General features: G+C 67.2%; 18 protein-coding genes and 1 riboswitch. Of the genes, 7 read left to right on the forward strand and 11 right to left on the reverse strand.

What is annotated here, in order from left to right; all coding sequences use genetic code 11:
• Positions 1-93: 93 nt before the first annotated feature.
• From WC585_RS12530 to WC585_RS12540, 3 genes are all read right to left on the reverse strand, one after another.
• Complete coding sequence (locus WC585_RS12530) at positions 94-1,122, reverse strand: serine hydrolase domain-containing protein (protein ID WP_373258316.1); 1,029 nt, start codon at positions 1,120-1,122, stop codon at positions 94-96.
• Positions 1,123-1,180: 58 nt separating this feature from the next.
• Positions 1,181-3,226 (reverse strand): cell cycle histidine kinase CckA, encoded by a 2,046-nt coding sequence (cckA, locus tag WC585_RS12535; protein ID WP_373258335.1) that lies wholly within the window; start codon positions 3,224-3,226, stop codon positions 1,181-1,183.
• Positions 3,227-3,311: 85 nt separating this feature from the next.
• Positions 3,312-4,409 (reverse strand): Glu/Leu/Phe/Val dehydrogenase, encoded by a 1,098-nt coding sequence (locus WC585_RS12540; RefSeq protein ID WP_373258317.1) that lies wholly within the window; start codon positions 4,407-4,409, stop codon positions 3,312-3,314.
• Positions 4,410-4,580: 171 nt separating this feature from the next.
• On the opposite strand from WC585_RS12540, the gene WC585_RS12545 reads away from it, so the two are divergent.
• Positions 4,581-5,480, forward strand: a complete 900-nt coding sequence (locus WC585_RS12545; RefSeq protein ID WP_373258318.1) for an acyl-CoA desaturase — start codon at positions 4,581-4,583, stop codon at positions 5,478-5,480.
• Positions 5,481-5,495: 15 nt separating this feature from the next.
• On the opposite strand, the gene WC585_RS12550 is transcribed toward WC585_RS12545, so the two are convergent.
• From WC585_RS12550 to WC585_RS12560, 3 genes are read right to left on the reverse strand one after another with little or no spacing between them, the layout of a single operon-like run.
• Positions 5,496-6,512, reverse strand: coding sequence for an alpha/beta fold hydrolase (locus WC585_RS12550; protein ID WP_373258319.1), 1,017 nt, complete (start codon positions 6,510-6,512; stop codon positions 5,496-5,498).
• Complete coding sequence (locus tag WC585_RS12555; protein WP_373258336.1) at positions 6,509-7,120, reverse strand: uracil-DNA glycosylase family protein; 612 nt, start codon at positions 7,118-7,120, stop codon at positions 6,509-6,511. Before WC585_RS12555 ends, WC585_RS12550 begins: the two co-directional genes overlap by 4 nt.
• Positions 7,104-7,424 carry a DUF3253 domain-containing protein gene (locus tag WC585_RS12560; protein WP_373258320.1) on the reverse strand — a complete coding sequence of 107 codons (321 nt, stop codon included), beginning with the start codon at positions 7,422-7,424 and terminating at the stop codon, positions 7,104-7,106. The genes WC585_RS12555 and WC585_RS12560 overlap by 17 nt, the downstream gene beginning before the upstream one ends.
• A gap of 82 nt (positions 7,425-7,506) precedes the next feature.
• Between WC585_RS12560 and WC585_RS12565 the strand changes: the two genes are divergently transcribed.
• Positions 7,507-7,941 (forward strand): PaaI family thioesterase, encoded by a 435-nt coding sequence (locus WC585_RS12565; RefSeq protein WP_373258321.1) that lies wholly within the window; start codon positions 7,507-7,509, stop codon positions 7,939-7,941.
• Positions 7,942-7,943: 2 nt separating this feature from the next.
• Here WC585_RS12565 and WC585_RS12570 read toward each other — a convergent pair whose 3' ends face one another.
• Positions 7,944-8,402 carry a TetR family transcriptional regulator gene (locus WC585_RS12570; protein ID WP_373258322.1) on the reverse strand — a complete coding sequence of 153 codons (459 nt, stop codon included), beginning with the start codon at positions 8,400-8,402 and terminating at the stop codon, positions 7,944-7,946.
• 276 nt (positions 8,403-8,678) lie between these two features.
• Here WC585_RS12570 and WC585_RS12575 point away from each other — a divergent pair, with 276 nt between their 5' ends.
• The 3 genes from WC585_RS12575 to WC585_RS12585 are packed head-to-tail and all read left to right on the forward strand — an operon-like array spanning position 8,679 to position 14,584.
• Positions 8,679-9,875 (forward strand): efflux RND transporter periplasmic adaptor subunit, encoded by a 1,197-nt coding sequence (locus WC585_RS12575; protein ID WP_373258323.1) that lies wholly within the window; start codon positions 8,679-8,681, stop codon positions 9,873-9,875.
• Between the two features lie 7 nt (positions 9,876-9,882).
• Positions 9,883-13,140, forward strand: coding sequence for an efflux RND transporter permease subunit (locus WC585_RS12580; RefSeq protein ID WP_373258324.1), 3,258 nt, complete (start codon positions 9,883-9,885; stop codon positions 13,138-13,140).
• Between the two features lies 1 nt (position 13,141).
• On the forward strand, positions 13,142-14,584 hold the full coding sequence (locus tag WC585_RS12585; protein ID WP_373258325.1) for an efflux transporter outer membrane subunit: 1,443 nt from the start codon (positions 13,142-13,144) through the stop codon (positions 14,582-14,584).
• 37 nt (positions 14,585-14,621) lie between these two features.
• Here WC585_RS12585 and gltB read toward each other — a convergent pair whose 3' ends face one another.
• From gltB to WC585_RS12605, 4 genes are all read right to left on the reverse strand, one after another.
• Positions 14,622-19,100, reverse strand: coding sequence for a glutamate synthase large subunit (gene gltB / locus WC585_RS12590; protein ID WP_373258326.1), 4,479 nt, complete (start codon positions 19,098-19,100; stop codon positions 14,622-14,624).
• Positions 19,097-20,542 (reverse strand): NAD(P)-dependent oxidoreductase, encoded by a 1,446-nt coding sequence (locus WC585_RS12595; protein ID WP_373258327.1) that lies wholly within the window; start codon positions 20,540-20,542, stop codon positions 19,097-19,099. The genes gltB and WC585_RS12595 overlap by 4 nt, the downstream gene beginning before the upstream one ends.
• A 174-nt stretch (positions 20,543-20,716) precedes the next feature.
• Complete coding sequence (locus tag WC585_RS12600; protein ID WP_373258328.1) at positions 20,717-21,391, reverse strand: TorF family putative porin; 675 nt, start codon at positions 21,389-21,391, stop codon at positions 20,717-20,719.
• A gap of 93 nt (positions 21,392-21,484) precedes the next feature.
• Positions 21,485-22,840, reverse strand: a complete 1,356-nt coding sequence (locus WC585_RS12605; protein WP_373258329.1) for an ammonium transporter — start codon at positions 22,838-22,840, stop codon at positions 21,485-21,487.
• Between the two features lie 264 nt (positions 22,841-23,104).
• A riboswitch (SAM riboswitch) is annotated at positions 23,105-23,227 on the forward strand.
• Between the two features lie 102 nt (positions 23,228-23,329).
• Between WC585_RS12605 and WC585_RS12610 the strand changes: the two genes are divergently transcribed.
• Together WC585_RS12610 and metB are read left to right on the forward strand one after the other, a co-directional pair.
• On the forward strand, positions 23,330-24,337 hold the full coding sequence (locus WC585_RS12610; protein WP_373258330.1) for a homoserine O-succinyltransferase: 1,008 nt from the start codon (positions 23,330-23,332) through the stop codon (positions 24,335-24,337).
• Complete coding sequence (gene metB / locus WC585_RS12615) at positions 24,334-25,530, forward strand: cystathionine gamma-synthase (RefSeq protein ID WP_373258331.1); 1,197 nt, start codon at positions 24,334-24,336, stop codon at positions 25,528-25,530. Before WC585_RS12610 ends, metB begins: the two co-directional genes overlap by 4 nt.
• Positions 25,531-25,735 lie beyond the last annotated feature (205 nt).

Consider the following 25,735-nt stretch of genomic DNA (forward strand, 5'->3'; position numbering starts at 1 on the left):
GTCGATCTCCCGAAAATTCCCGAGCCGGAAGGAACGACGTTCGGGGCCGCGTGGCAAGGGATTGATATCCGCCTGCTCATATCGGCCAACAGCTCAGGTCAGCAGCAGGCTCAGGAAGTCCGGGTCAGACCAGGGCAACCCCTGCCCTCTGGCTTGGCGCAGGATGCCGTCGGCCTGGCGCACGATCAGCAGGTCCCGCTCGGGCACCAGGTACAGCCGCTGGTTCCCCGCACCCGCCGCCATTCGAACGTCGGGCAGACGCGCCAGTTTGTCCGGTGCGGCGTCAATCAGCGAGGTGGGAGCCGGCGGAACAAGACCCGGACGCAGCAGCCACCAGCTCATCCCATAGCCCGGATTGGCTCCCGAAGGCTGGAAGTTGGCGGCAAGCGCTGCGGCGTCCAGCGTCGCCTGCCCATCGACGACCCCTCCATCCAGAACGAACCGCCCGAACCGCGCCCAGTCCCGAGCGGTCAGTTGAGCGCCCGACGGCAAGGTCGGCTGGCCGTCACGCCGTCGCCAGTTTCCGACCTTCACACCGGCTGGATCGAGGATGCGCGCCTGCATCCAGGCCAGGACATCCTCACCCTGACCGGCGGCCACCAGTTTCCGGCGCACAATCTCGCCAAAGATCTGAAACGGCGCGGGTCCATAGCGGAAGGTTCCGGCTTCACCGGCGAAAGACGCGGCAACAGAGCCGGCATAGGTGTCGGGTCGGCCCAGCCGCCCCCCGCCCGCGCCGGACTCCAGCGACAGCAGGCTGCGGATGGTAGCCGTACGTTTCACTGGATCGGCGCGCCATTCGGTCAGCGTGTCGGCGCAACCCTCATCGAGCGTCAGAAGCCCATCCTGCACCAAGGCCGCTGCCATGACCCCACTGAAGCTCTTGGTGCCACTGGCCAATTCGTAAAAGCGTTCGGGGCCGCCGCGCGGATAATCCTCGAACAGGGTCTGACCCGCCTGCATGACCAGCAGCGAAACACCGCTGCGCTCTGCGGAGTAGCGGGCGGCCGCTGCATAGTCGGCTACCGCGTAAGCCGCACGGCTCAAGGCCGGGAGGGCGGTCGTCAGCAGCCCAGCCGCAGCCAGGCTGCCTGTCAGGAGGGTTCGGCGATCCAGGCGCATGGGGTGATCCTTCATCACAGCGACCTTCGTCCAACGCGCCAACGGCCAAGCTCCGTCGCTACTCGCCCCGCAACTCCTGTTTGACCCGCTCGGCCAGGGTCTTGATGTCCAGGGGCTTGGGCAGGAAGGAGACGCCGACCTCGTCCTGGAGCAGGTCGGAGAAGTCGCTCTCGGCATAGCCGGAGATGAACATGACCGGTGCATCGCCCAGGAAAGGCCGGGCCTTCTTCAGCAGGGAGGGTCCGTCAAGGCCCGGCATGATGACGTCGGAGATCATCATGTCGATGGTGCCCGCGTGCTCCTCGGCCAGCAGCAGGGCCTCTTCGCCATCCGAGGCCTCGATCACGTCATAGCCGCGCTGGCGCAGCAGTTTGGCGGCGATCAGGCGCACCGCCGCCTCGTCCTCAACGAACAGGATGCGGCCCGTGCCGGAGACGTCGCGCGGAGCCTTGGCCTTGACCTCGACCGGGGCGATCAGGGCCAGCTCAGCCTCTGCGGCTTCGGGCAGGAAGATGCGGAAGGCGGCTCCCGCTCCGTCCAGATTGGACACGGCGATATGGCCGCCTGCCTGTTCGACGATCCCGTAAACGGTGGCCAGGCCCATGCCCGTGCCTTCGTTGACGGCCTTAGTCGTGAAAAAGGGCTCGAAGATCTTGTCCAGCAGTTCGGGCGGTACACCCGGTCCGGTGTCGGACACCTCGATAAGCGCCACGGCCTCGGTGGTCGGCGCGGCCCAGCCAAGTGTGCGGGCCACATCGGCGGTCAGCCGCCGCGTCCTGATCGTGACCACGCCCGCCCCCGGCTCGACCACGCCGCGCATGGCATCGCGGGCGTTGACGGCAAGGTTCATCACCGCCGTCTCCAGCTGGCTCTTGTCCGCCAGCACCACCGGCAGGTCGCGGCCATAGTCGGTTTCCAGCCGCACATCCTCGCGCAGCAGGCGGCGCAGCAACACAGCGAATTCCCCGACCAGTTCGCCCAGGTCCAGGCGTTCGCGCCGCACCGTCGACTTGCGCGAGAAGGCCAGCAGTTTGCGCACCAGGTCGGCGGCGCGGATGCCCGTCTGGCGGATCTGGTTCAGCCCGTCGTACGACGGGTCGCCGACCGGGTGCCGCTCCAGAAGCTCTGACAGCTGAAGCTGGATGGCGGTCAGCAGGTTGTTGAAATCGTGCGCCACCCCGCCCGCCAGTTGCCCCACGGCCTGCATCTTCTGGGCCTGGGCCAACTGCAGTTCCATCGACTTCTGGGCCGAGACGTCAAACAGCCATATCCGGCGATTGACGCCTTCAGGCGCGACGTACAGGTGCAGCATTCGCTCGGGAAAGGCTCGAGCGACAAGTTCGATCGGACCTGAAGATCCATCGGCCAAACGCGTTCTGGCCTCGTTGACGCCCGCCGGATCGAACAGGTGGCCGAAGGCGGCGTCCCCCGCGCTGGCTGGGCCAGTCAACAAGGCCAGGGCGGCATTGGGTTCTTCCAGCTTGCCGGAAAACAGGTCATCGGAGCCGATCACCGCTGAGCCGAATGGCGCTCCCGCCGCCATGGCACGACTTTCGGCGGCATTGGACACGAAGGTGGCAGGGATCGTCGGCGCAGGCGTCTCCACAGCAAGGACCGCTTCGGGCGCTGCGCGGACGAGAAAGCGTCCCTCCCCTGCCTGGGCAATCAGCACCTCCTGTTCGCGTTCGCCGATGACGACGATCGCGCGTCCCTGCTGGCCGGCTCGCGCCTGGGCAAAGGCCATATAGAGGGCCGAAGCGGACTTGCCCTTGGGCAGGGCCGTCATGGTGCCGTTGGCCTGTGCCCAGGCCGAGTTGAACGCCAGAACCTGCCCCGTAGCCCACACCATGGCGGCAGGCTCACCCAGCGCGTCCAGCATATCGACTACGGTAGTGTCGGCTGCCGGCTTCCGATCCGCGCGTGCGAAAGCCAGCATGCCCAGCAGGGTGATGGTCCCTACCGCCGTGATCAGGATCAGGCCCGGAGCACTCATGGGGTCGGCACGGAACGCGGGATAGACAAGTGCCGCGATCGCCAGCACGAACCCTACCGCCATCAGCGGCAACAGGGGATCCAGGGTGCGGGCAGAAACGGTCCGGGCCATCATGACTCTAAGGATCTCGAGCCCGAATCAGACAGGCCGCCGACCATAGTGTGCCGTCTCAGGGCCCGGCGCGAATCTCTGTGTGTCAGGCGGCCCTCAACGCCTCGGCCTTGGCATCCGCCGCGGCCTGAATGCGGGCCTCGGCGATGGCGTCGGCGATCAGATGGGTCGAGCGGCCCTCGGCGGCAGACCGCTCCAGGATTTCCTCGAAAGTCTCGATCAGGCGGGCCAGCTTGGCTTCGACCCAGGCCGGATCATAGGCACCGCCCGACAGACGCGCGTTCATCTCGGCCGCCACATTGATGATGCCGCCGCCGTTGACGACGTAATCGGGCGCATACAGCACGCCGCGCTGGAACAGGATGTCGCCGATGTCCGGCGTGGCCAGCTGGTTGTTGGCGGCCCCGACCACCGCCTTGACCGTCAGCCGGTCCAGGGTCTCGGGGTTCAGCGTCGCGCCGAGGGCGCAGGGGGCATAGATGTCAGCCTTGACGTCATAGATGGCGTCGGGGGCCACGATCTCGGCATTGGTGCGGGCCGCGACCTCGGCCAGCAGGGCGGTGTTGACGTCGGTCATGACCAGCTTCGCGCCCGCCGCATGTAGCTTGTCGGCCAGATATCCGCCGACATGACCGATGCCTTGCAGGGCTACGGTCAGGCCGGTCAGATCGTCCTGCTTCCACAGGCGACGCGCCACGACCAGGGTGGAGCGGAACACGCCCTCGGCCGTCACCGGGCTGGGGTCGCCGGAGGCCTCGGGGCCATCGGACAGGCCCAGCACATAGGGGGTCACCTTGCGAGCCTCGGCGATGTCGGACACCGACACCCCGACGTCCTCCGCCGCATAATAGATGCCGCCCAGGGTATCGACCGCGCGACCGAAGGCATGGAACAGCTCGGGCGTCTTGTGGGTCCGGCTGTCGCCGATGATGACCGACTTGCCGCCGCCCATCTCCAGATCGGCGATGGCGTTCTTGTAGCTCATGCCCTTTGACAGACGCAGCACGTCCTCCAGCGCCTCCTCGGCCGAGGCATAGTTCCACATGCGCGTGCCGCCACAGGCCGGGCCGCGCGCAGTCGAGTGGACGGCGACGATAGCCTTGAGGCCTGTCTTCTCGTCGGTGAAGGCGTGGACGCCTTCATGGTTCGCAAACGACGGCGAATCGAACAGGGTCTTGCCCATAAGCGGATACTCCCGGGGTATTTTATTGTTGGCGGCGCTTTACGCCGGGGCGCTTAACACGGCAAGCATGGCGGTTGCGTGTCAGCGGCTGCTGGTCAACCGGACGCATTGCCAGAGATCCGACGGTCGCTGACGATGCCTTCTTCAGCGCTGCCGCTTGGAGCGACTCTCATGATGAAGCCGGTCATGCGCATCGAGGACACAGGTGCCAACCCCTGCGATGGCCAACCGGTCATCGACTGGCCCAAGGCCATCTGGAACGGGGGGCTGCTGGCGATCGCCGTAGTGGGCGGTCCGCTGGTCTTCACATGGTCGGCGTTCGGCCTGTTTGTGGTGCTGACCTATCTGACACTGCTGATTGGTCACAGCGTGGGCATGCACCGCATGCTGATCCATCGCGCCTTCCAGTGCGGCAAGCCGATGGAGCGGTTTCTGATCTATGTCGGCACCATCGTCGGGGTCGCCGGCCCCATGGGCATCATCAAGGTCCATGACATGCGCGACTGGGCGCAGCGGCAGACCCGATGCCACGATTTTTTTGCCCATCGACGTGGATTGCTGCGCGATCTGTCGTGGCAGCTATTCTATCGGTTTCGGTTCGACCGCCCGCCGATGCTGACCATCGAACCGCGGATCGCGAGCGATCCATTCTATCGCTTTCTAGAGGCGACATGGCGCTGGCAGCAGGTGCCGCTGGCGGTCTTCCTGTTCCTGATCGGCGGCTGGCCGTGGGTCGTCTGGGGCGTTGCCGTGCGGGTGATCGTCAGTACGGCGGGTCACTGGACGATCACCTACTTCTGCCACAACCCGGGCGCGGGGAGATGGACGGTGAAGGGAGCCTATGTACAGGCCTCTGACCTGCCCGGCCTCGGCCTGCTGACCTACGGCGAATGCTGGCACAACGACCACCATGCCTTCCCGGAATCCGCGCGCATCGGGTTGGAGCCGGGACAGATCGATCCGGGTTGGGTCGTCATTCGCGGACTGGAACGCGCCGGTCTGGTCTGGAACGTCGGCAGACCGCGCGACCCCGGCCTGAGAGAAGACTTGCAGGAACGGATCGCTCTCTAGCCGGGATCAGCGCCGCTACCCGGCCTCCAGCGCCGGCAGCACAGGCCCCGCTCCTGACGGCAGGGGCGCATCGGCGTCCCTCAGCCAGGCCTCGACGTCGCGGTACATGGTTTCGGCCTGCAGGTCGCGGTTCAGGATGTGCCAGCCGTCGGGATAGTAGCCAGTGCGGAAGCCCGGGCGCTCTCCGGCCTGTTCCAGGGCGCGGCGCATGGGGGCCTTTTCGATGACGGCGTCGGAGGCACCGTACAGCAGCAGGGTCGGGGCCCGGACGCGGCCCAGCTTCACCGACGCGCTCTGCATCAGATCGACCAGGCCATACAGGGTGTCGAAACGGGTGGAGAGGATGCTGTTCGGATCGCGGCCATTGCGGAACAGTTCCACGCGATTATCGGACGCAAAGCGGTCTCGGATGGCCCACTCCGGCGCTTCGACCGCACGGTGGCCGGCGACGCGGGCGGCGATCCACAGGGCGCTGGAGCTCAGCGGGCCTTGTGCTGTCCAGCCCCAGACTCCCGGAGCCAGCAGGATGACGCGGTCGGCCTGGGGCGGGCGGTCCGAGCCGAAGGCGGCGACGGCAACAGAGCCGCCCATGCTCTCGCCCACGACCGCGATGGTGGCGCGAGGATGCCGGGCACGCGCTATCATCACAGCGGTGCGCAAGTCCTCGGTCATGCGCGCTTCACCGGCCCAAATGCCGCGACCGGGGGCCTGGCCAAAGCCGCGCTGGTCTATGGCCCAGGTTTCGATGCCTCGCTCGGCCCACCATGGCCCGGCCAGGCGGAAGGAGGCGCGGCTGTCGTTCATACCGTGCAGGGCGATCAGCACGGCCCAGGGTTCGGACCCATCGGTCGGGGCCCATCGCGCCAGAGGCAGCCGAGTTCCATCGTCCATGACCAGGGTGCGGTCTTCAAGAGCGGGGCCGGCGAAGGTCGCGGGGGCCGTCAGCAGCGGCTGGATGGCGGGTGTGGCGCAGGCAGCCAAGGCCAAGGACAGCGCCAGGGTGCAGAGCAGAACGGCCAGCGAACGGATCATGACCCCAGAATGCCACGCACCCTCTGGCGAAGATACGGGATGACCTCGTCCTCAAACCACGGATTTCTCCTGAGCCAGGCCGTGTTGCGCCATGACGGGTGCGGCATGGGCAGTATGGTCGGCGCATAGTCGCGCCAAGCCCGCACGGTCTCGGTCATATTGGCCTTGGCCCGGTCGCCGAGCGCCCAGACCTGGGCATAACCCCCGACCAGCAAGGTCAGCTCGACCTGGGGCAGTTCGGCGAGAAGTTGCGGTCGCCAAAGTTCGGCGCAGCGTTTCGGCGGCGGATAGTCCCCACCTTTCGGCGCGGTCCCCGGATAGCAGAAGGCCTGGGCCGCGACGCCCAGACGGTGGTCTGCATAGAAGGTTTCATAGTCCACGCCCATCCAGTCGCGAAGGCGGTCGCCGGACGGATCGGTGAACGGCAGGCCGCTTTCGTGAACACGGCGGCCGGGGGCCTGACCGCAGATCAGCAGGCGGGTCTCGGGAAAGACCCGAACGACAGGACGCGGGGTGTGAGGAAGCTGGCCCAGACAGGCCCGGCAGGCGCGGATGTCGGAGAGGACCGCCTCGAGGGCGGTTTCGGCCCGATCAGACGAAGTCGTCATCATCCTCGGGCGCGGGGGGCAGGGCCGCCACGGCTGCCGCCGTCTCGGCCTCGGTCGGCAGGCGCAGGCGGATGACACCCTTGACCGCGTTCGGGTCGACCGGCTTGCCCTTCTTGGTGATGGTGAGTCTGCCCTGACGCATCAGGCCCAGCGCCACACCGCGCACCTTGGGCAGCATCCGCTGCCACTGTTCGGGCTGCAGTTCCTTGGCCACTTCGGCCGGTTCGATGCTCTTGCCGCCGACGCCCTTGGGGTCGGCCTTCGCCAGTTTTTCAAAGATGGCGGTTTCGATGGGGTCGCTCATTGCGCCTATATGCTGCATTGCGAGACAGATAAGAAGAGACCCGGCTAAACTAGCGCGACGCGCGATAGTCCAAGAGAACATCATGGTTGCGAAAATCACGGTCAGCGAGGGCGAGTTCGCCGGCTGGCAGACCTATGACCTGCACGGCACCTTCGACACGGTGGTGGGCCCCTTCTATTTCCGGCCCGATGCCGACGGACGGATGCGCTGTGCCTTCAGGGCCGAGGCCAAGCATATGAACGCCGGGCACCGCATGCATGGCGGCTGCCTAATGACCTTCGCCGACATCGCCCTGTTCCAGACGGCCTATCAGGAGATGGAGGGCGCGTCGGGCGTCACTGTGTCGCTGGACTCCACCTTCATCGACGGGGCTTATGAGGGCGAACTCGTCGAGGCGATGGGCGAGGTGGTGCGGGCCGGCAAGAGCCTGATCTTCGTGCGCGGCCAGATCAGCACGGGCGAGCGCATCCTGATGACCTATTCGGGCGTGATCCGGAAGTTCACCAAGCGCGGCTGATCTCAGCCGTCGACGATCTGTTGCAGGATGATTGCCATACGCTGGTGCATGTCGGCGCATTGTTCCGGGCTGAGGTCGTCGATGCACAGTTCGCTGCCAATCGAGACGCCCATCATGATGCCGGCGGCCAGGCGGGCACGCACGGCGGCGTCGGGGCCGCCCAGCCATTCCTCGAACGGTCCAAAGAAGCAGGTCTGGCCGTTACGCTGGACCAGTTCGGCGGCCTTGGTGGAGCCGATGGAGCGCAGCATGATCAGCATATGCTCCAGCTTGCCCTCTTCACGCTCCTTGTAGATGGCTTCGTGGGCCATCCGCGCGCCGAAGTCGGATCGGTCACCCTCGATGATCCGCGTCTTGTCGCCTGACGAATTCAGCACAGCGACGAACAGGTCTTCCTTGGAGCCGAAATAGCGGGAGATCAGGGCGGCATCCACGCCGACGTCGCCGGCGATGTCACGCATGCCGACGTCGTCATAGCTTTCACGCGAGAAACGGTTCGTCGCCGCCTTCAGGATCGCCGCCCTAGTGGCTTCTGCATTACGGGGTCGCGGCGCGACATTACAAAACAATATGTGATCTCCTGAATGGCCCCACCGCCTATATGGCTTTGTCATCGCCTGTTGACAAGCGCAAGCGGCTTCACCATTAAGTCACCGGGCGTTGACTAACGGCTTCCTCCCCGTTTGCCGTGGTCGACAATGACAGGGTTCGCTCCCTACTTCTGGAGACTATCGTTCATGCGCACGGTGAAGATCGTGGCCGCGTCCGCCCTTGTGGCGGCCGCGCTCTATGGCTGTTCCCCCCGGAGCGAAGCCCAGGCCCCGCCCGCCCCCGCGGTGACGGTGGCGACCCCGCTGGTCCAGACCATCCAGGACTGGGACGAGTTCACCGGCCGCTTCGAAGCGACGCAGGACGTGGACGTCCGCGCCCGCGTCGGTGGCTATGTCTCGGCAGTTCATTTCCGAGACGGTGACTTCGTGCGCCGTGGCCAGCTGCTGTTCACCCTGGACCCCCGCCCGGCCCAGGCGGCGCTGGCGTCGGCCCGTGCGACCCTGGCCCAGGCCAATGCCCAGCTGACCCTGGCGCGCAGCGAATATGAGCGGGCCCAGACCCTGCTGGAATCGCAGGCGGTGTCCCAGGCCGAGGCCGACACCCGCCGCGGTGCGGTCCTGACGGCCGAGGCCGCCGTCGCCGCCGCCAACGCCGGTATCCGGGCCCGCCAGCTGGACCTGGAGTTCACCCGCGTCGTCGCCCCAATCTCGGGCCGGGTTTCGGACCGCCGGGTCGACCCGGGCAATCTGATCGGCGGCGGCTCCTCCGCCGGCGACATCCTGACGACCATCGTCTCCAGCGCGCCAATCTACTTCACCTTCGACGGCTCCGAAGCGGTGATGCTGAAGTATCAGCGCCAAGCGCGTGATGGCGCAGCTCCCATCCAGGTCCGTCTGCAGGACGAGAGCACCTACAGCCGCTCCGGTTCGCTGGACTTCACCGACAACGCCATCGACACGGCCTCGGGCGTCATCCGCCTGCGGGCCGTGGTGCCCAATGCCGACGGCTTCCTGAAGCCAGGCATGTTCGGTCAGGCGCGTCTGGCCGGGTCCGGCAGCTATCAGGCCATGCTGGTGCCCGATGCCGCGGTCGCCACCGATCAGGCCCGCCGCATCGTCTATGTCGTCGCCGCCGACGGATCAGTCGCACCCAAGCCCGTCGTGCTGGGTCCGCTGGTCGACGGCCTGCGGGTCGTTCGCTCCGGGCTCGCCGCCACGGATCGCGTCATCATCAACGGCGTCCAGCGCATCCAGCAGCCGGGCATGAAGGTGCAGGCCACAAACGGTCGCATCCAGCCGGTCGCGCAGCAGAATGAGGCCCCGGTGACCACCGTGGCTCCGGCCTCCAGCGCCACCTTCGCCAACAGCGTCTCGGGCGACTGATCGCACCATGAACATCTCTCGCTTCTTCATTGATCGGCCGATCTTCGCGGCCGTGATCGCGGTGTTCATCACCCTGATCGGCATCTTCGCCTATCCGCTGCTGCCACTGTCGCAGTATCCGGAGATCGCGCCGCCGACGATCACCATCAACACCGCCTTCCCCGGCGCCTCCGCCGAGACGGTGGCCGAGACCGTCGCCGCCCCCATCGAGCAGGAGGTCAACGGCGTCGAGGGCATGCTGTATCTGTCGTCCTCGTCCACCTCGGACGGGACGGTGGCGATCACCGTGACCTTCAATCCGGGCACCGACCTGGATGCGGCCCAGGTGCTGGTCCAGAACCGCGTCGCCCTGGCCGAACCGCGTCTGCCTGCCTCCGTGCGCCAGATCGGCGTGACGGTGAACAAGCAGGAGAGCGGTTTCCTGATGATCCTGGGCCTGACGTCGCCGAACGGGTCCCTGGATAACGACTATGTCGGCAACTATGCCAACTCCACGCTGCGCGACCGCCTGCTGCGGGTCGAGGGCGTCGGGGCCGTGCAGATCTTCGGCGGTGGCAACTACGCCATGCGGGTGTGGATCGACCCGGCCAAGGCGGCCGAGCGCAATCTGACAGGTTCCGACATCGTCGCCGCCCTGGCCTCCCAGAACGTCCAGGCGGCCGCAGGGGCCATCGGCCAGCCGCCGTTCGCCACCAATGCCTCGGCCTTCCAGCTTCCGGTTCAGGTCCAGGGGCGTCTGAGCGACCCCGAAGAGTTTTCCAACATCGTCATCAAGACCGATGCCGAAGGGCGCGTGACCCGTGTCCGTGACGTGGCCCGTGTCGAACTGGGGGCCCAGGACTACGGCATCCGCGGTTTCTTCGACGGCGAGCGCGGCGTCGGCATGGCCATCATCCAGCAGCCCGGGGCCAATGCCCTGGGCACCGCCGAGCGCGTGCTGGCCGAGGTCGAGGCCTTCAAGGCCGAACTGCCCCAGGGCATGGCCATTTCGGTGCCCTACAACCCCACCGAATTCGTCGCCGCCTCGGTCGAGTCGGTTCAGCACACCCTGATCGAAGCCATCATCCTGGTGGTGCTGGTCGTGGTCGTCTTCCTGCAGACCTGGCGGGCGGCCCTGATTCCGATCGTGGCCATCCCGGTCGCGCTGGTCGCCACCTTCGCGGTGCAGCTGGCGCTGGGCTATTCAATCAACTCCCTGTCGCTGTTCGCCCTGGTTCTGGCCGTCGGTATCGTCGTCGATGACGCCATCGTCGTGGTCGAGAACGTGGAGCGCTACATCCGCGAAGGGCTGACGCCCAAGGAAGCGGCCTATCGCTCCATGAAGGAGGTGTCGGGCGCCTTGATCTCCATCGGTCTGGTGCTGGTCTCGGTGTTCGTGCCGACCATGTTCGTGCCGGGTATTCCTGGAATCTTCTATCGCGAGTTCGCCATCGTCATCACCACGGCTTCGGTCGTGTCGCTGCTGGTATCGCTGACGCTGTCGCCGGCCATGGCCGCGCTGCTGCTGAAGCCGCACAAGGAGCACGACACCCATCGCAAGCCGGGTGCCCTGGGCACTGCCACCTATTACGTCGGCTGGGCGGGTCGGAAGTTCAACGAGGGCTTTGACTGGCTGTCGGACAAATATGGCCGCACCACCGCCTGGCTGGTGCGCAAGGTGGCCATGGTCTTCGTGGTCTATGGCCTGCTGCTGGCCGCGACCGGCTTCACCCTGTTCACCACCCCGTCCGGCTTTATTCCCGAACAGGACCAGGGCTTCCTGATCGGTGTCGTCCAGCTGCCCCCCGGGGCCTCGCTGGAGCGGACCCAAGCGGTCATGAGTCGTGCTGCCCAGATCATCAAGGATACCGAGGGCGTCGACGGCACCGTGGCTTTCGCCGGCCTGGACGGGACCAGCTTCTCGTTCGGCTCCAATGCCGCCACCATCTTCGTGCGCCTGAACGAGTTCGACGATCGCAAGACCGCCGAACAGGGCGCGGCCGCCCTGGCCGGTGCCATCACGGGGGCCACCTTCGGGATCGAGGACGCCAACATCTTCGTCATCGCCCCGCCCGCAGTTCAGGGTCTGGGCAACGGCAACGGGTTCCAGATGATGGTGCAGGACCGCTCTGGCGCGGGCTACCGTCCGCTGGAAGGCGCGACCTTCGCCATGATGGGAGCCGCCGCTGGCGCACCCGACCAGGTCGAGCAGGTGTTTTCGACCTACAACACCGGCTCGCCGCGCATCGCCGCCGACGTCGATCGCGACAAGGCGCTGATGATGGGGGTCCAGCCGTCTTCGGTGTTCGACACCCTGGGCGTCTATCTGGGCTCGTCCTACGTCAACGACTTCAACTATCTGGGCCGTACCTTCAGGGTGACGGCACAGGCGGAGCCGTCGGCGCGTGACGACATCGCCGACATCGCCAATCTGAAGACCCGCGCGACATCGGGGGCGATGGTACCGATCGGCTCGGTGGCCACCCTGCGCGAGGATTCCGGTCCTGCCCGGATCGTCCGCTACAACCTGTTCCCGGCGGCCGAGCTGCAGGGCCAGGCAGCGGCGGGTGTGTCTTCCGGTCAGGCGATAGCCTCGATGGAAGCCCTGGCCGAGGCGACCCTGCCGCCTGGCTTCTCCTATGAGTGGACCGGCCTGGCCCTGCAGGAGAAGCAGTCGTCCGGCGGCGCGACCGTGGTCTTCATCATGGCCGTGGTCCTGGTCTTCCTGGTGCTGGCCGCTCAGTACGAGGCCTTCACCCTGCCGTTCGCGGTCGTGCTGATCGTGCCGATGTGCATCCTGGCCGCCATGATCGGGGTTAATCTGAGAGGGCTGGACAACAACATCCTGGTCCAGGTCGGACTGGTCGTGCTGATCGCCCTGGCGGCCAAGAACGCCATCCTGATCGTGGAGTTCGCCAAGCAGGCCGAAGATGAGGGCATGAACCGCTGGGATGCCGCGGTCAGCGCCGCTCGGACCCGTCTGCGTCCGATCCTGATGACATCCTTCGCCTTCATCTTCGGCGTCGTGCCGCTGATGCTGGCGACCGGGGCCGGGGCGGAAATGCGCCAGTCTCTGGGCACAGCGGTCTTCTCGGGCATGCTGGGTGTGACCTTCTTCGGCCTGATCTTCACGCCGGTCTTCTATGTCGTGATGCGGGCGGTGGCCTCCAAGCTGCCGGGCGCGCCGAAGAAGGAGACCGAGATTCCCACCACCGGCGGCCTGCCGCCCCATGACCGGACCCCCGGCTCGCCTGCCCCGGCCAGCCCGCGTCTGGGAGATGCGTGACATGACGACCCTACCCAACCCCCGGATCCTGACCGCCACCGCGTTCTCAGCCCTGCTGCTGGCGTCGTGCGCGGTCGGGCCGAAAGCGCCCGACGCCACCCTTCCCCCCCTCGCGTCGGGTGCTTTCGTGGGCTCCACCAGTGCGTCCGTGTCGGCGGCGACGCCCGCGCGCGACGACTGGTGGCGGCTGTACAACGACCCCGTTCTAGACGGCCTGGTCACCCAGGCGCTGACCGAGAACAACGAGCTGGAGGCCGCGGCCGCCAATCTGCGCCGCGTCCGCGCGGCCCTGGGCGAGGCCCGCACCGGTCGCCTGCCGACCACCACGACCTCGGCCAGCTATTCCAACACCCAGCCCTCGGCGGCCAGCATCCCGGCGGGCACCCTGCCACCCGGCACCGACGCGCCGGAGGTCGAGACCTATGACGCCGGTCTGGACGTCTCCTACGAGATCGACCTGTTCGGTCGCGTCGGCTCGACCATCCGCGCCGCCCGCGCCGATGCGGATGCCGCCGCCGCCGCCCTGGACGTCGTGCGGGTCACGGTCGCGGCCGAGACGGCGCGTGCCTATGCCGACGCCTGCTCGGCCAATGCCCAGATCGATGTGGCCCAGCGCACCATCGAACTGCAGTCCTCGACCGTCGACCTGACTCAACGCCTGCTGGATGCCGGATCCGGCAACGGTCTGGATACGGCCCGTGCCCGCTCGGCCCTGGAAAGCAGCCGCGCCACCCTGCCGCCCCTGAGGGCTCAGCGGGACGGGGCCCTATTCCGCCTGGCTACCCTGACCGGACGCACGCCCGCCGAGGTCAGCGAGGCCGCCCGCGTCTGTGGTCGCCCCCCGCAACTGGCGCAAGCCATCCCGGTCGGTGACGGTGCCGCCCTGCTGGCGCGTCGTCCCGACGTGCGTCAGGCCGAGCGCAATCTGGCCTCTGCCGCCGCCCGCGTGAACGTGGCGACGGCGGACCTGTATCCCCGCATCACCCTGGGCGGATCGCTGGGCGCGACGGCACTTGACGCCAGTGGCCTGGGCGACAGCGAGAATTTCCGCTTCTCGTTCGGCCCGCTGATCAGCTGGTCGTTCCCCAATGTCTTCGCCGCCCGCGCACGGATCGAACAGGCCGACGCCTCGTCGGATGCCGCCCTGGCCACCTTCGACCAGACGGTGCTGACCGCGCTTCAGGAGACCGAGACGGCCTTGGCCAACTATGCCAACGAACTGGACCGCCGCACGGCTCTGCAGGCCGCGCGCGACCAGGCCGCCACCGCCGCCCGCCTGTCACGCCTGCGTTTCGACGCGGGGGCCGACAGCTTCCTGACCGTGCTGGATGCGGAACGGACCCTCGCCGGAGCGGACGCACAGCTGGCGTCGTCGGATGCCTTGGTCACCACCTACCAGATCGCCCTGTTCAAGGCGCTGGCGGGAGGCTGGAGCGAGGGGTGATACGGCTGTTCCTTCTCCCCTTGCGGGAGAAGGGCGTTTAAGCCCGCTTCACCGCCGCCTGTGCCGCTTCTTCCCGCGGCAGCACATGCCGGAAGTGCGTGACCGCCACCGGCCAGGTCTCCAGCAGCCTCCGCGCCAGGGGTGAGCCCGTCTCCTTGGCATGACGACTGACCAGGGCATGCAGCCGCTGGGCCGCCTCGCCCATCACCACGCCCGGCACGACCGAGGCGGTGTTGAAGCGGACGTGGGCGGTGCCTTCAGGATCGTGGACGAAGGCCTCGCCGCCGCTCATGCCGGCACCGAAGTTCCAGCCCGTGGTGCCCAGGATAACGACCGCGCCGCCGGTCATATATTCGCAGCCGTGCGCCCCACAGCCTTCGACGACCGCCGTGACGCCGGAGTTGCGGACTGCGAACCTTTCGCCTGCCGCACCGGCGGCCAGCAGAGTGCCGCTGGTCGCACCATACAGGCAGGTGTTGCCGATCAGGGCCTGACCCGCGGCCCAGGCCGAGGGGCGCACGATGATCTCGGCCCCCGACAGGCCCTTGCCGACATAGTCATTGGCCTCTCCGTCCAGGACGATGCGCAGGCCCTTCATGCCGAAGGCCGCCAGCGACTGACCCGCCGCGCCGCGCAGGTTTAGCGTCAGATGGCTGTCGGGCAGGTCCGAGCCATAGCGGCGCACGATGTGGGAGGACATGCGCGTGCCGATGGCCCGCTGGGTATTGGCCACCGCATAGGTCAGCGACATCTTCTCACGCCGCTCCAGGAAGGGCGTGGCATCGCGCACGATCCGGGCATCCAGCGCATCGGGCACCGCGTTGAACGGAGCCTCCGCCGAGCGCACATCCCCCTCGCCCACCCGCACCAGCAGGGGGTTGAGATCCAGATCATCCAGTTGGGCCCCGCCGCGCGAGACCTGCCGCAGCAAGTCGGTCCGGCCCACGGCCTCGTCCAGCGAACGCAAGCCCAGAGAGGCCAGGATCTCGCGCGTCTCCTCGGCGATGAAGGTGAACAGATTGACCACCTTGTCCGCCGTGCCGGTGAACATGGCGCGCAGCCGTTCGTCCTGGACGCAGACCCCGACCGGACAGGTGTTGGAGTGACACTGACGCACCATCAGGCAGCCGACGGCGATCAGACTGGCGGTGCCGATGCCGTATTCCTCGGCCCCCAGCATGGCGGCGATGACGACGTCGCGGCCGGTCTTGATGCCGCCGTCGGTGCGCAGGCGGACGTGGCCGCGCAGGCCGTTCAGGCTGAGCACCTGATGGGCCTCCGACAGGCCCATCTCCCACGGCATTCCGGCGTGCTTGATCGACCCCAGGGCAGAGGCCCCCGTGCCGCCGTTGTGGCCCGCGACCAGGATGATGTCGGCCTTGGCCTTGGCGACGCCTGCCGCCACTGCCCCGATGCCGGACGAGGCGACCAGTTTGACCGTCACCCGGGCGTCCGGATTGATCTGCTTCAGATCGTAGATCAGCTGGGCCAGGTCCTCGATCGAATAGATGTCGTGGTGCGGCGGCGGGCTGATCAAGCCGATGCCGGGCGTGGCGTGGCGCATGCGGGCGATGAATTCGGTGACCTTGAATCCGGGCAGCTGACCGCCCTCGCCGGGCTTGGCTCCTTGCGCGACCTTGATCTCGATCTCGCGGCACTGGTTCAGATATTTGGCGGTGACGCCGAACCGGCCGGAGGCGATCTGCTTGACCGCCGAGTTGGGATTGTCGCCGTTCGGACGCGGCTGATACCGCTCCGGATCCTCGCCACCCTCGCCGGAGACGGAGCGGGCGCCGATGCGGTTCATGGCGATGTTCAGCGTCTCGTGCGCCTCGGGACTGAGGGCCCCCAGCGACATGCCGGGCGTGACGAACCGCTTGCGGATCTCGTTGACGCTTTCAATCTCGTCCAGCGGGATCGGCACGGCCTCGCGGAAATCCAGCAGGTCGCGCAGGGCCGTCGAAGGGATTTCCCGCTGACGGCGGGAATAGGCCTTGTAGCGTTTGTAGTCGTTGCGGGTCGTCGCGTCCTGCAGCCGGTGGATGGTTTCGGCGTCCCAGGCGTGGGTCTCTTCGCCCGCACGGATGCGGTGCGAACCGCCGATACGCAGACTCGGGCGCGCGACCGAAAACCCCTTGCCCGCGCGGTTGACGGCCCGGGTCTCGATCCCCGCCAGGCCCACGCCGGAGATGCGCGAGGTCATGCCGGGGAAGAACTCCGCGACCAGCGCCCGCGACAGTCCCAGGGCCTCGAACTCCAGCGCGCCGCGATAGGCGGAGATGACGGAGATGCCCTTCTTGGCCAGGATCTTCATCAGCCCGGCCTCGACCGCAGCCCGATGATTCAGGCAGGCGTCGCGCAGGGACAGCCCAGGATAGCGACAGCTCTCCAGCCGCTCCAGAAAACTCTCCTGCGCCAGCCAGGCGTTGACGGCCGTCGCCCCGCAACCGACCAGAACGGCAAAGGCATGGGCGTCAATCGCCTCGGCCGAGCGCACCACCAGGGAGGCGAAACTGCGCAGGCCCTCGTCCACCAGTCGGCCATGCACGGCCGAGGTGGCCAGGATCATGGGGATCAGCGGACGATCCTCACCCGCCCGCTCGTCGGTCAGGACGATCAGACCCGCCCCGCCCCGTGCGGCGGCAACGGCCTCGTCGCGGATGCGATCCAGCGCGGCCTTCAGCGCCTCGCCCCGGGTCGCGCCGACGTCGGGGGCCGGGAAGGTGCAGTCGATGACCGTGGTCGCACCCGCGCCCACGACGCCCAGCATCCGCTCGTACATGCCGGTCGTCAGGACGGGACTGTCCAGCACGAAGACCCGCGTCTGGGTTTCGTCCTGGGCCAGGATGTTGCCCAGGTTCTTGAACCGGGTCCGCAGGGACATGGCCCCGGCTTCACGCAGACTGTCGATCGGCGGATTGGTGACCTGGGCGAAGGCCTGGCGGAAATAGTGGGCGAAGGGCCGGTCCTGACGCGACAGCACTGCGGGTGGGGCGTCGTCGCCCATCGACGCCACCGCCTCCTTGCCCTCGGCGGCCATGGGGTCCAGCAGGGCGTCGATGTCCTCCTGGGTCCAGCCGACGGCGGCCTGGAATCGGGTCAGGTCTTCGCCGGACAGACGGCGCGGCTCCTCGCCGGGGCCGACCAGCGGCTCCAGCTGGACCATGTTGGACAGCCATTCGCGGTAGGGGTGCTCGGCCGCCAGCCGGTCGATGGTCTGGGTCTCGTCGTAGAGAACGCCCGCCTCCAGATCGACGCAGATCATCCGCCCGCCGCCGATGTGCAGGCGGCGCGCGATCCGGTCTTCGGCCACGCCCGTCATACCAGCCTCCGAGCCGCAGATCAGCAGGCCGTCGACGGTCTCGGCCACGCGCAGGGGGCGCAGGCCGTTGCGATCCTTGCCCGCCACGACCCAGCGGCCGTCGGTGGCGCAGATGGCAGCGGGTCCGTCCCACGGCTCCATGACGGCATTGCAATAGGCATAGAGGGCGCGGTGGTCGTCGGAGATGACACCGTCGATCGGAGCCTCCGGGATCAGCAGGGCCTTGACCATGGGCGCGGGCCGACCGGCACGGACCAGGACTTCGAAGACATTGTCCAGGGCGGCGGAGTCCGACCCACCGGCCTGGATCACGGGTTTGACGGCGGCGTCATCGGCCCCGAAGGCCTCGGCCGTCATGCGGATTTCGTGGCTGCGCATCCAGTTCGCATTGCCACGCAGGGTGTTGATCTCGCCATTGTGAGCCAACATCCGGAACGGCTGGGCCAGACGCCACTCAGGGAAGGTGTTGGTCGAGTATCGCTGATGGAACAGGGCGACATTGGCCTCGACCCGCGCATCGTTCAGGTCGGGATAGAAGTCGGCCAAGGCCTCGGCCAGCATCATCCCCTTGTAGATCACCGAGCGAGCGGACAGGGAGCAGATGTAGAAATGCTGCAGGTTGGCGGCGGTCGCCCGGGCCTCGATCCGACGGCGCAGCAGATACAGCGCCCGCTCAAGCGCCTCGCCCTCCAGCCCGTCGGGGGCGGACAGCATGATCTGCTCGATCTCGGGCCGGGTGGCGGCGGCGCGCTGGCCCAGCACCTCGACGCGGGTCGGCACCTGACGCCAGCCGTACAGCCAGAACCCGGCGGCCAGGACCTCGCGCTCGACGATGGTGCGGGCAACCTCCTGAGCGCCCTGATCCAGACGCGGCAGGAAGACCATGCCGACGGCCAGAGGGCCGGGACGCGGCTCATGGCCTGCATCGCGGACCTGGGCATCGAAGAAGGCGCGGGGCAGGCCGATCAGTATGCCCGCGCCGTCGCCCGATTTGCCGTCGGCATCGACCGCGCCCCGGTGCCAGATGGCCTTCAGCGACTTGAGGGCCAGGTCCACAACTTCCCGGCGGGGAGCCCCGTCGATGGCGGCCACCAGACCGACGCCGCAGGCGTCGCGCTCGGAGGCGGGGTCATAGGCATGGGCATCGATCAGCCGCTGTCGCTCGGCTTGATACCGGATGGGATCAAAGGTCATGCGGCCACCCTCTGGCGGCTGGTCAGCCAGGCGTCGATCTCGGCCGCCGCATCCTGACCGTCGCGCACGGCCCAGACGACCAGCGAGGCTCCGCGCACGATGTCGCCAGCGGCAAAGACACCCTCCAGCGTGGTCGCCTTGGTGTGGCCGGCCGTGCGGATGGTGTTCCAGTCGGTCAGGGCCAGATCAGGCTCTGCGAACAGGCCAGGGATGTCCTCTGGCTCGAAGCCCAGGGCCTCGATGACCAGATCGGCGGCGACGTCGAACTCGCCGCCCGGCACCGGCTCGACCGACCAGCGACCGTCCGCGGCCTGGGCCGCCAAAGCCATGCGCTGGACCCGCACGCCGGTCACGCCGGACGCTCCGCCCAGCACGGCGCGGGGCGAGGCCAGCCATTCGAAGACGACGCCTTCTTCCTCGGCATTGGCGACCTCGCGGGCGCTGCCCGGCATATTGTCCCGGTCGCGGCGGTACAGGCAGGTGACCGAGGTCGCGCCCTGACGCACTGCCGTGCGCACGCAGTCCATGGCGGTGTCGCCGCCGCCGATCACGACGACCTTGCGACTTGAGGCATTCAGCGTTCCGTCCTCGAACGCCGCGACCTGATCGCCCAGGCCCGTGCGGTTGGAGGTGATCAGATAGTCCAGAGCCGCCACCACGCCGTCGGAGCCACAGCCCGGCGCGGTCAGCCGCCGGGCCTGATAGACCCCCGTCGCGATCAGCACCGCATCATGCGCAGCCCGCAGTTCGGCAAAGGGCATGGCGTGCTCCCCCTCCCCGCCGACATCCACACCGAGCCGGATTTCGACCCCGCCGTCGACCAGCCGGTCCAGACGCCGCTGGACGACATCCTTTTCCAGCTTGAAGCCGGGGATGCCGTACATAAGCAGGCCTCCCGCCCGATCATGCCGATCGTAGAGCGTCACCGCATAGCCCGCCGAACGCAGTCGATCCGCCGCCGCCATGCCCGCAGGCCCCGCGCCCACGATCCCAACCGACAGGCCGTTTTCGGCGATCGGGCGGATGGGGGTGACCCAGCCATTCTGGAACGCCATGTCGCCCAGCCAGCGTTCGACCGAGCCGATGGTGACGGTCTCCCAACCCGACTGTTCCAGGGTGCAGGCCCCCTCGCACAGCCGGTCCTGGGGACAGATGCGGCCGCAGATCTCGGGCATGGTCGAGGTCGCCTCGGACTGACGCCAGGCCTCTTCGGCGCGGCCTTCGGCGGCCAGTTTCAGCCAGTCGGGGATGTTGTTCTCCAGCGGACAGCCGGACTGGCAGAAGGGCACGCCGCACTGGGCGCAGCGGCTGGATTGTTCGCCGCCGGCCGGCAGGCTGAAGTCCGCATAGATCTCATCGAAGCCGCGCACGCGATCGGACGCGGCCGCCTTGGCCGGGCCGATACGGGGGGTGATGACAAATCTCTGGTTCACGGACGCCAACGCACGCCTTCCTTTTCGCTGTTGCACACAGGTCTATGGGGCGAGTGCCGCGGTGGCAAGTTGTGCCTTTTGACTTCGGAATAAAGCCTGTGAGATAGACAAAAAAACCAGCACGGCGCTCAGGAGAGCAAAGCCGTGCCGGTTGCTATGCTGCGAGGCCGAACAGGCCTGCGCTCAGAAGCTGTACTTCAGCGACCCCACGATGCGGTCATCGGACAACGGGCCATCCACGTCGGTGTCGAAGTAGCGGACGTCCAGACCCAGGCCCTCGACCAGTGCGTAGGTCACCCCGGCATTCCAGGTCGTGTAGTCGTCATTGACGTCCAGCGCCTGATAACCGACCGCGCCCGACGCCGCCCATTTGTCGGCAAAGGCCCAGGCCAGGTTGCCCTCCACATAGGTGGCTTCCTCGTCCAGGCCAAAGAAGTCGGGCGAGTAGAAGACCGCGGCCCCCGCCGTCACCGGCCCGATGGCCCGCGACGCCGCCGCCTTGAACTCCACATAGTTGTAGTCTGCACCACTGGGTTCATTGACGTAGAAATAGCCGACAACGCCGAAGTCCAGCGCATAACCCGCTGCCTCCGTGCGGAAGCCGCCATAGACGTCGATCTCCGCATCGGTGTCGTCGCCGAAATCGACGTTCGACGCCCAGGCCCCGGCATAGAAGGAACCGGCGGTCAGGTCGACGCCACCCTGTAGGGCGGGGTCTTCATTGGTCTGACTGAAGCCGCGGAAGACGTAGTCGCTGAAGACACCGACGTTGAAGGCGACGTCCGCATCCTGGGCCGAGGCGGCCGAGGCGGTGAACATAGCGGCCATGGCGGCCGCACAGGCGAAGGCACGTTTCATCTTCTTATCCCCTTGTTTTCGATGATGTCAGTCGAACGCCTACTGTGTGCCGGGCGCGAGGGGAGAGCCCCGCGCCCGACCCGTCGTCTCGCTTCAGTGGGCCTCCAGCGCCTCGCCATGCAGATGGGTATCCAGCCCCTCCTCCTCCTGCGCTTCGGTGACGCGCAGGCCGGTGGTGAACTTGCAGATCAGCAGGATGACGAAGGTGCCCGCCGCGCTGTAGGCGATGGTCCACAGCAGGCCGACCAGCTGGGTCCAGACATTGGCCCCTTCCGACAGGCTGTTGATCGTGGTGGTCGCGAACACGCCGGTCAGCAGCGCCCCGACCAGACCGCCCGCGCCATGCAGGCCGAAGGCGTCCAGGCTGTCGTCGTACTTCAACAGCTTCTTGATCCAGATCGAGGCGGCGTAGCAGGCCGGACCCGCGATCAGGCCAATGATCACCGCGCCCTTGGGATCGACGAAACCGGCGGCGGGCGTGATGGCGACCAGACCGGCCACGACGCCAGACAGCATGCCGATCAGCGAGACCTTCTTCTTCTCGATGACCTCGATCAGCTTCCACGACAGGGCCGCGGCCGCGGCGGCCAGAATGGTGTTCAGAAGGGCGACGGCCATCAGACCATTGGCGGCCCCGGCGGAGCCCGCATTGAACCCGATCCAGCCGACCAGCAGCAGCGACGCCCCGATCATGGTCAGGACCGGATTGTGCGGATTGATCGGGTCGATACCGTAGCCCTTGCGACGCCCCAGGAAGAGGGCACAGACGAGGCCCGCGACGCCGGAGTTGACGTGGACGACCGCGCCGCCCGCGAAGTCCAGCACGCCCGCCGAGCCCAGGAAGCCCCCGCCCCAGACCCAGTGGGCGATCGGGGCATAGACGAACAGCGACCACAGGGCCGTGAACAGCAGCAGGGCGCTGTATTTGAACCGCTCCGCGAACGCCCCTGTGATCAGCGCCGGAGTGATGATGGCGAAGGTCAGCTGGAACGAGATGAACAGGAACTCCGGAATACCCGGCAGCAGGCTGTGCGCCGTCTCCAGCGTCACGCCATTCAGGAACAGCGATTCCAGGCCGCCGACGACGGTGTTCATTGACTCGGTCGGGGCAGTGCCAAAGGCGATCGAATAGCCCGCGATGAACCAGGCCAGGGTCACCACGGCGAAGACGCCGACCGACTGGGTGATGGTGGCGATGACGTTCTTGCGCCGCACCATGCCGCCGTAGAACAGCGCCAGACCAGGCAGGGTCATCAGCAGGACCAGCGCCGTGGACGTCCCCAGCCAGGCCGTGCCCGCCGCGTCCAGATCCAGAGCGGCCTGGTGCCCCAAAAGAACAGGGGCCGCCGCAGCAGGCGCTGCGGCGGCCCCACTGGCCAGTACGGTCGTCAGAAGGCCGAGCGCCCAGAGCGCCCCCTTGCCTGCGGTATCCCCTTGAAGTCGTGTCATCGTTCCTAACCCCCTTGGCTGCGACGGCATGCGATCTCGCATTTGCGAAATGTTTACCGCATCTGCGAAATACGCAAGTGGGCGGACGAAGGTTTGTGAAACTTTCTTGCGTTTCGTGGCTTTTCGTTAGGGCGCGAAGCAAATTCCGTCTTTGTTTTCAGACCAGCCTGACATGTTCTACCCCAAATTTCCTTTTGCGGCGCAACAGGATTCTGCCTGAAAATTCCGCCTTGACGGTCCCGCCCGTCACATGCAGCTTAAAGCCACTCATCAAGACCGGCGGAGGGATAGGCCCTTTGATGCCGGGGCAACCTTCCACGGTCCACCCGACCCTGGAGATGGTGCCAACTCCTGCGAGGCCCCTCGAAAGGCCGCGAGAGATGAGTGAAGGGAATGGCTCTCCGTTGGAGGACCGTCGTCTTCACGGGTCTGTCACCACAGGATTTGGCCGCCCCGCTCGTGCTCGATGATCGAGAACGGAGCGGACCTGTGTCGTCCCACGCCTGGCCCATCGACGAAGCCCCCGGAAGGGACGTCGCCGCGCCCATTCCGGCCGACTTCCGCCTGGCCTCGGGCGAGACGCTGGCGGCCACGCACGTCACGGGACGGCTGCATGGCCGTAAAGATGGCCCGCTGGTCGTGGTCGCCGGCGGCATCTCCAGCGGGCGGTTCGTTGGGAACTGGTGGTCCTGGGCTGTGCGTCCCGGCGGCCCCATCGACCTGAACCGCGTCCGCGTCCTGGCCATCGACCTGCTGCCGGGCCGCACCGATCCGGGCGTCACCATCACGACCCACGATCAGGCGCGGCTGCTGCTTCTTCTGCTGGACGCCATCGGCGAAGCGCGCGTGGAAGCCTTCGTTGGTGCGTCATACGGCGGCTGCGTGGGTCTGGCCCTGGCCGAAACGCAGCCTGACCGTATCGGCCACCTGGTGGTGATCTCGGCCACACATCGCGCCCATCCCGCCGCCACGGCCTGGCGCGGTGTCCAGCGCCGCCTGCTGGCCTTCGCCCGTGATGCAGGACGTGAAGCCGAGGGCATCGCCCTGGCCCGGGAACTGGCCATGACCACCTATCGCACGGCCGAGGAGTTCGACCTGCGCTTTGCCGCCACCCCGCCCGAGCAGGCCGGTGGACCGTACCCCGTCTGCGACTACCTGACGTCTCGCGGCGACGGCTATGACGCGGTGACCAGTGCTGCGCGCTGGATCAGCCTGTCGGATTCGCTGGACCGGCATGCGGTCGCGCCCGAGGCCATCCGACGCCCCCTGACCGTGGTCGGCTTCGCCTCCGACCGGCTGGTGCCGATCCAGGACAGCCGCGATCTGGCCGCCCGCGCACCCCATCTGATCCAGCTGGTCGAGGCCAACTCCATCTTCGGCCACGACGCCTTTCTGAAAGAGCGCGAGGTCGTGGGGCGCACCCTGCACGACGCCTTGGCTCCCCTCTACGCCTCCGCCCCCAACACCTTCACGCCTGCCAGAGAGTTTGCCGCATGACCGCCCCCATCGATGCCCGCCCCTGTACCACCGCCGCCTGTCATGGCGTGAACAGCGACCCGGCGCACGGTGCGGTGATGCCGCCTCTCTATCTGTCGTCCAACTACAGTTTCGACGGCTTGGACGGTAAGCGGAAGTACGACTATACGCGCTCGGGCAATCCCACGCGCGACGTGCTGGGCGAGACGCTAGCGAAGCTGGAAGGCGGCTGCGGCGCGGTGGTGACGGCGACCGGCATGGCGGCGGTCGACCTGGCGCTGTTCTCGCTGGAGCCCGGCGACCTGCTGATCGCACCGCACGACCTGTACGGCGGCACCCATCGTCTGCTGTGCGCCCGCGCCAAACGCGGCCATTTCGACGTGCAGTTCGTCGATCAGAACGACCGCGCGGCTCTGGACGCCGCCTTCGCCCTGCACCCCAAGCTCATCCTGATCGAGACGCCCTCCAACCCCCTGATGCGGATCGTGGACGTGGCCGACATCTGCGCCCGGGCCCGCGCCGTGGGCTGCAAGTCGGCGGTGGACAACACCTTCCTGTCGCCCGCCCTGCAACAGCCGCTGGCCTTGGGCGCGGACCTGGTGATCCATTCCACGACCAAATACATCAACGGCCATTCCGACGTGGTCGGCGGCTGCGTCGTGGCCAAGTCAGAGGACGACCTGCAGCAACTGACCTGGTGGGCCAACTGTCTGGGCGTTACGGGCTCTCCGTTCGACGCCTATCTAACCCTGCGCGGCGTCCGCACCCTGTTCGCCCGCATCGAGCGCCAACAGGCGACGGCGGGGGGCGTGGCGGAGTGGCTGGAGGCGCATCCGGCGGTGAAGGCCGTCCATTATCCGGGGCTGAAGAGCCATCCTGGACATGCCATTGCGGCGAAACAGCAGGCGGGGTTCGGGGCCATGCTCAGCTTCGAGCTGCACGATATCGACGCCGTGCGCACCCTGGTCGACGGGCTGGAGATATTCACCCTGGCCGAGTCGCTTGGAGGGGTCGAAAGTCTGATCGCCCACCCGGCCCTGATGACCCATGCGGCCATGACGCCGGAAGCGCGCAGGATTGCCGGCATCACGGACGGCTTGCTGCGGCTGTCCGTAGGGCTGGAGCACCCTGAGGATTTGCTAGTCGACCTGGAACGCGGTCTTGCGATTGTCCGGATATCTAACTCGCCCTACGCCGCACCTGCATCCGCTTAAGGCAAACGGCAATCCATCTACAACGACCATGCAATATACCCCGCCGCCAGATTGTTCTGACGGCGGGGTTTTGTCTGGATCACCCCCACAGGTCCGGGTCGGTGGTGGGGTTGTGGAAGATACGGGCTTCCAGATCGTTGAGGGGCAGGTTGTGGTCTGATCTGGTCAGGCCGGAGAGCAGTTCCAGCATGGACGATCCCTGTCC

The sequence above is a fragment of the Brevundimonas sp. genome (genome assembly GCF_041648055.1).
In the GTDB taxonomy this organism is placed as follows: domain Bacteria; phylum Pseudomonadota; class Alphaproteobacteria; order Caulobacterales; family Caulobacteraceae; genus Brevundimonas.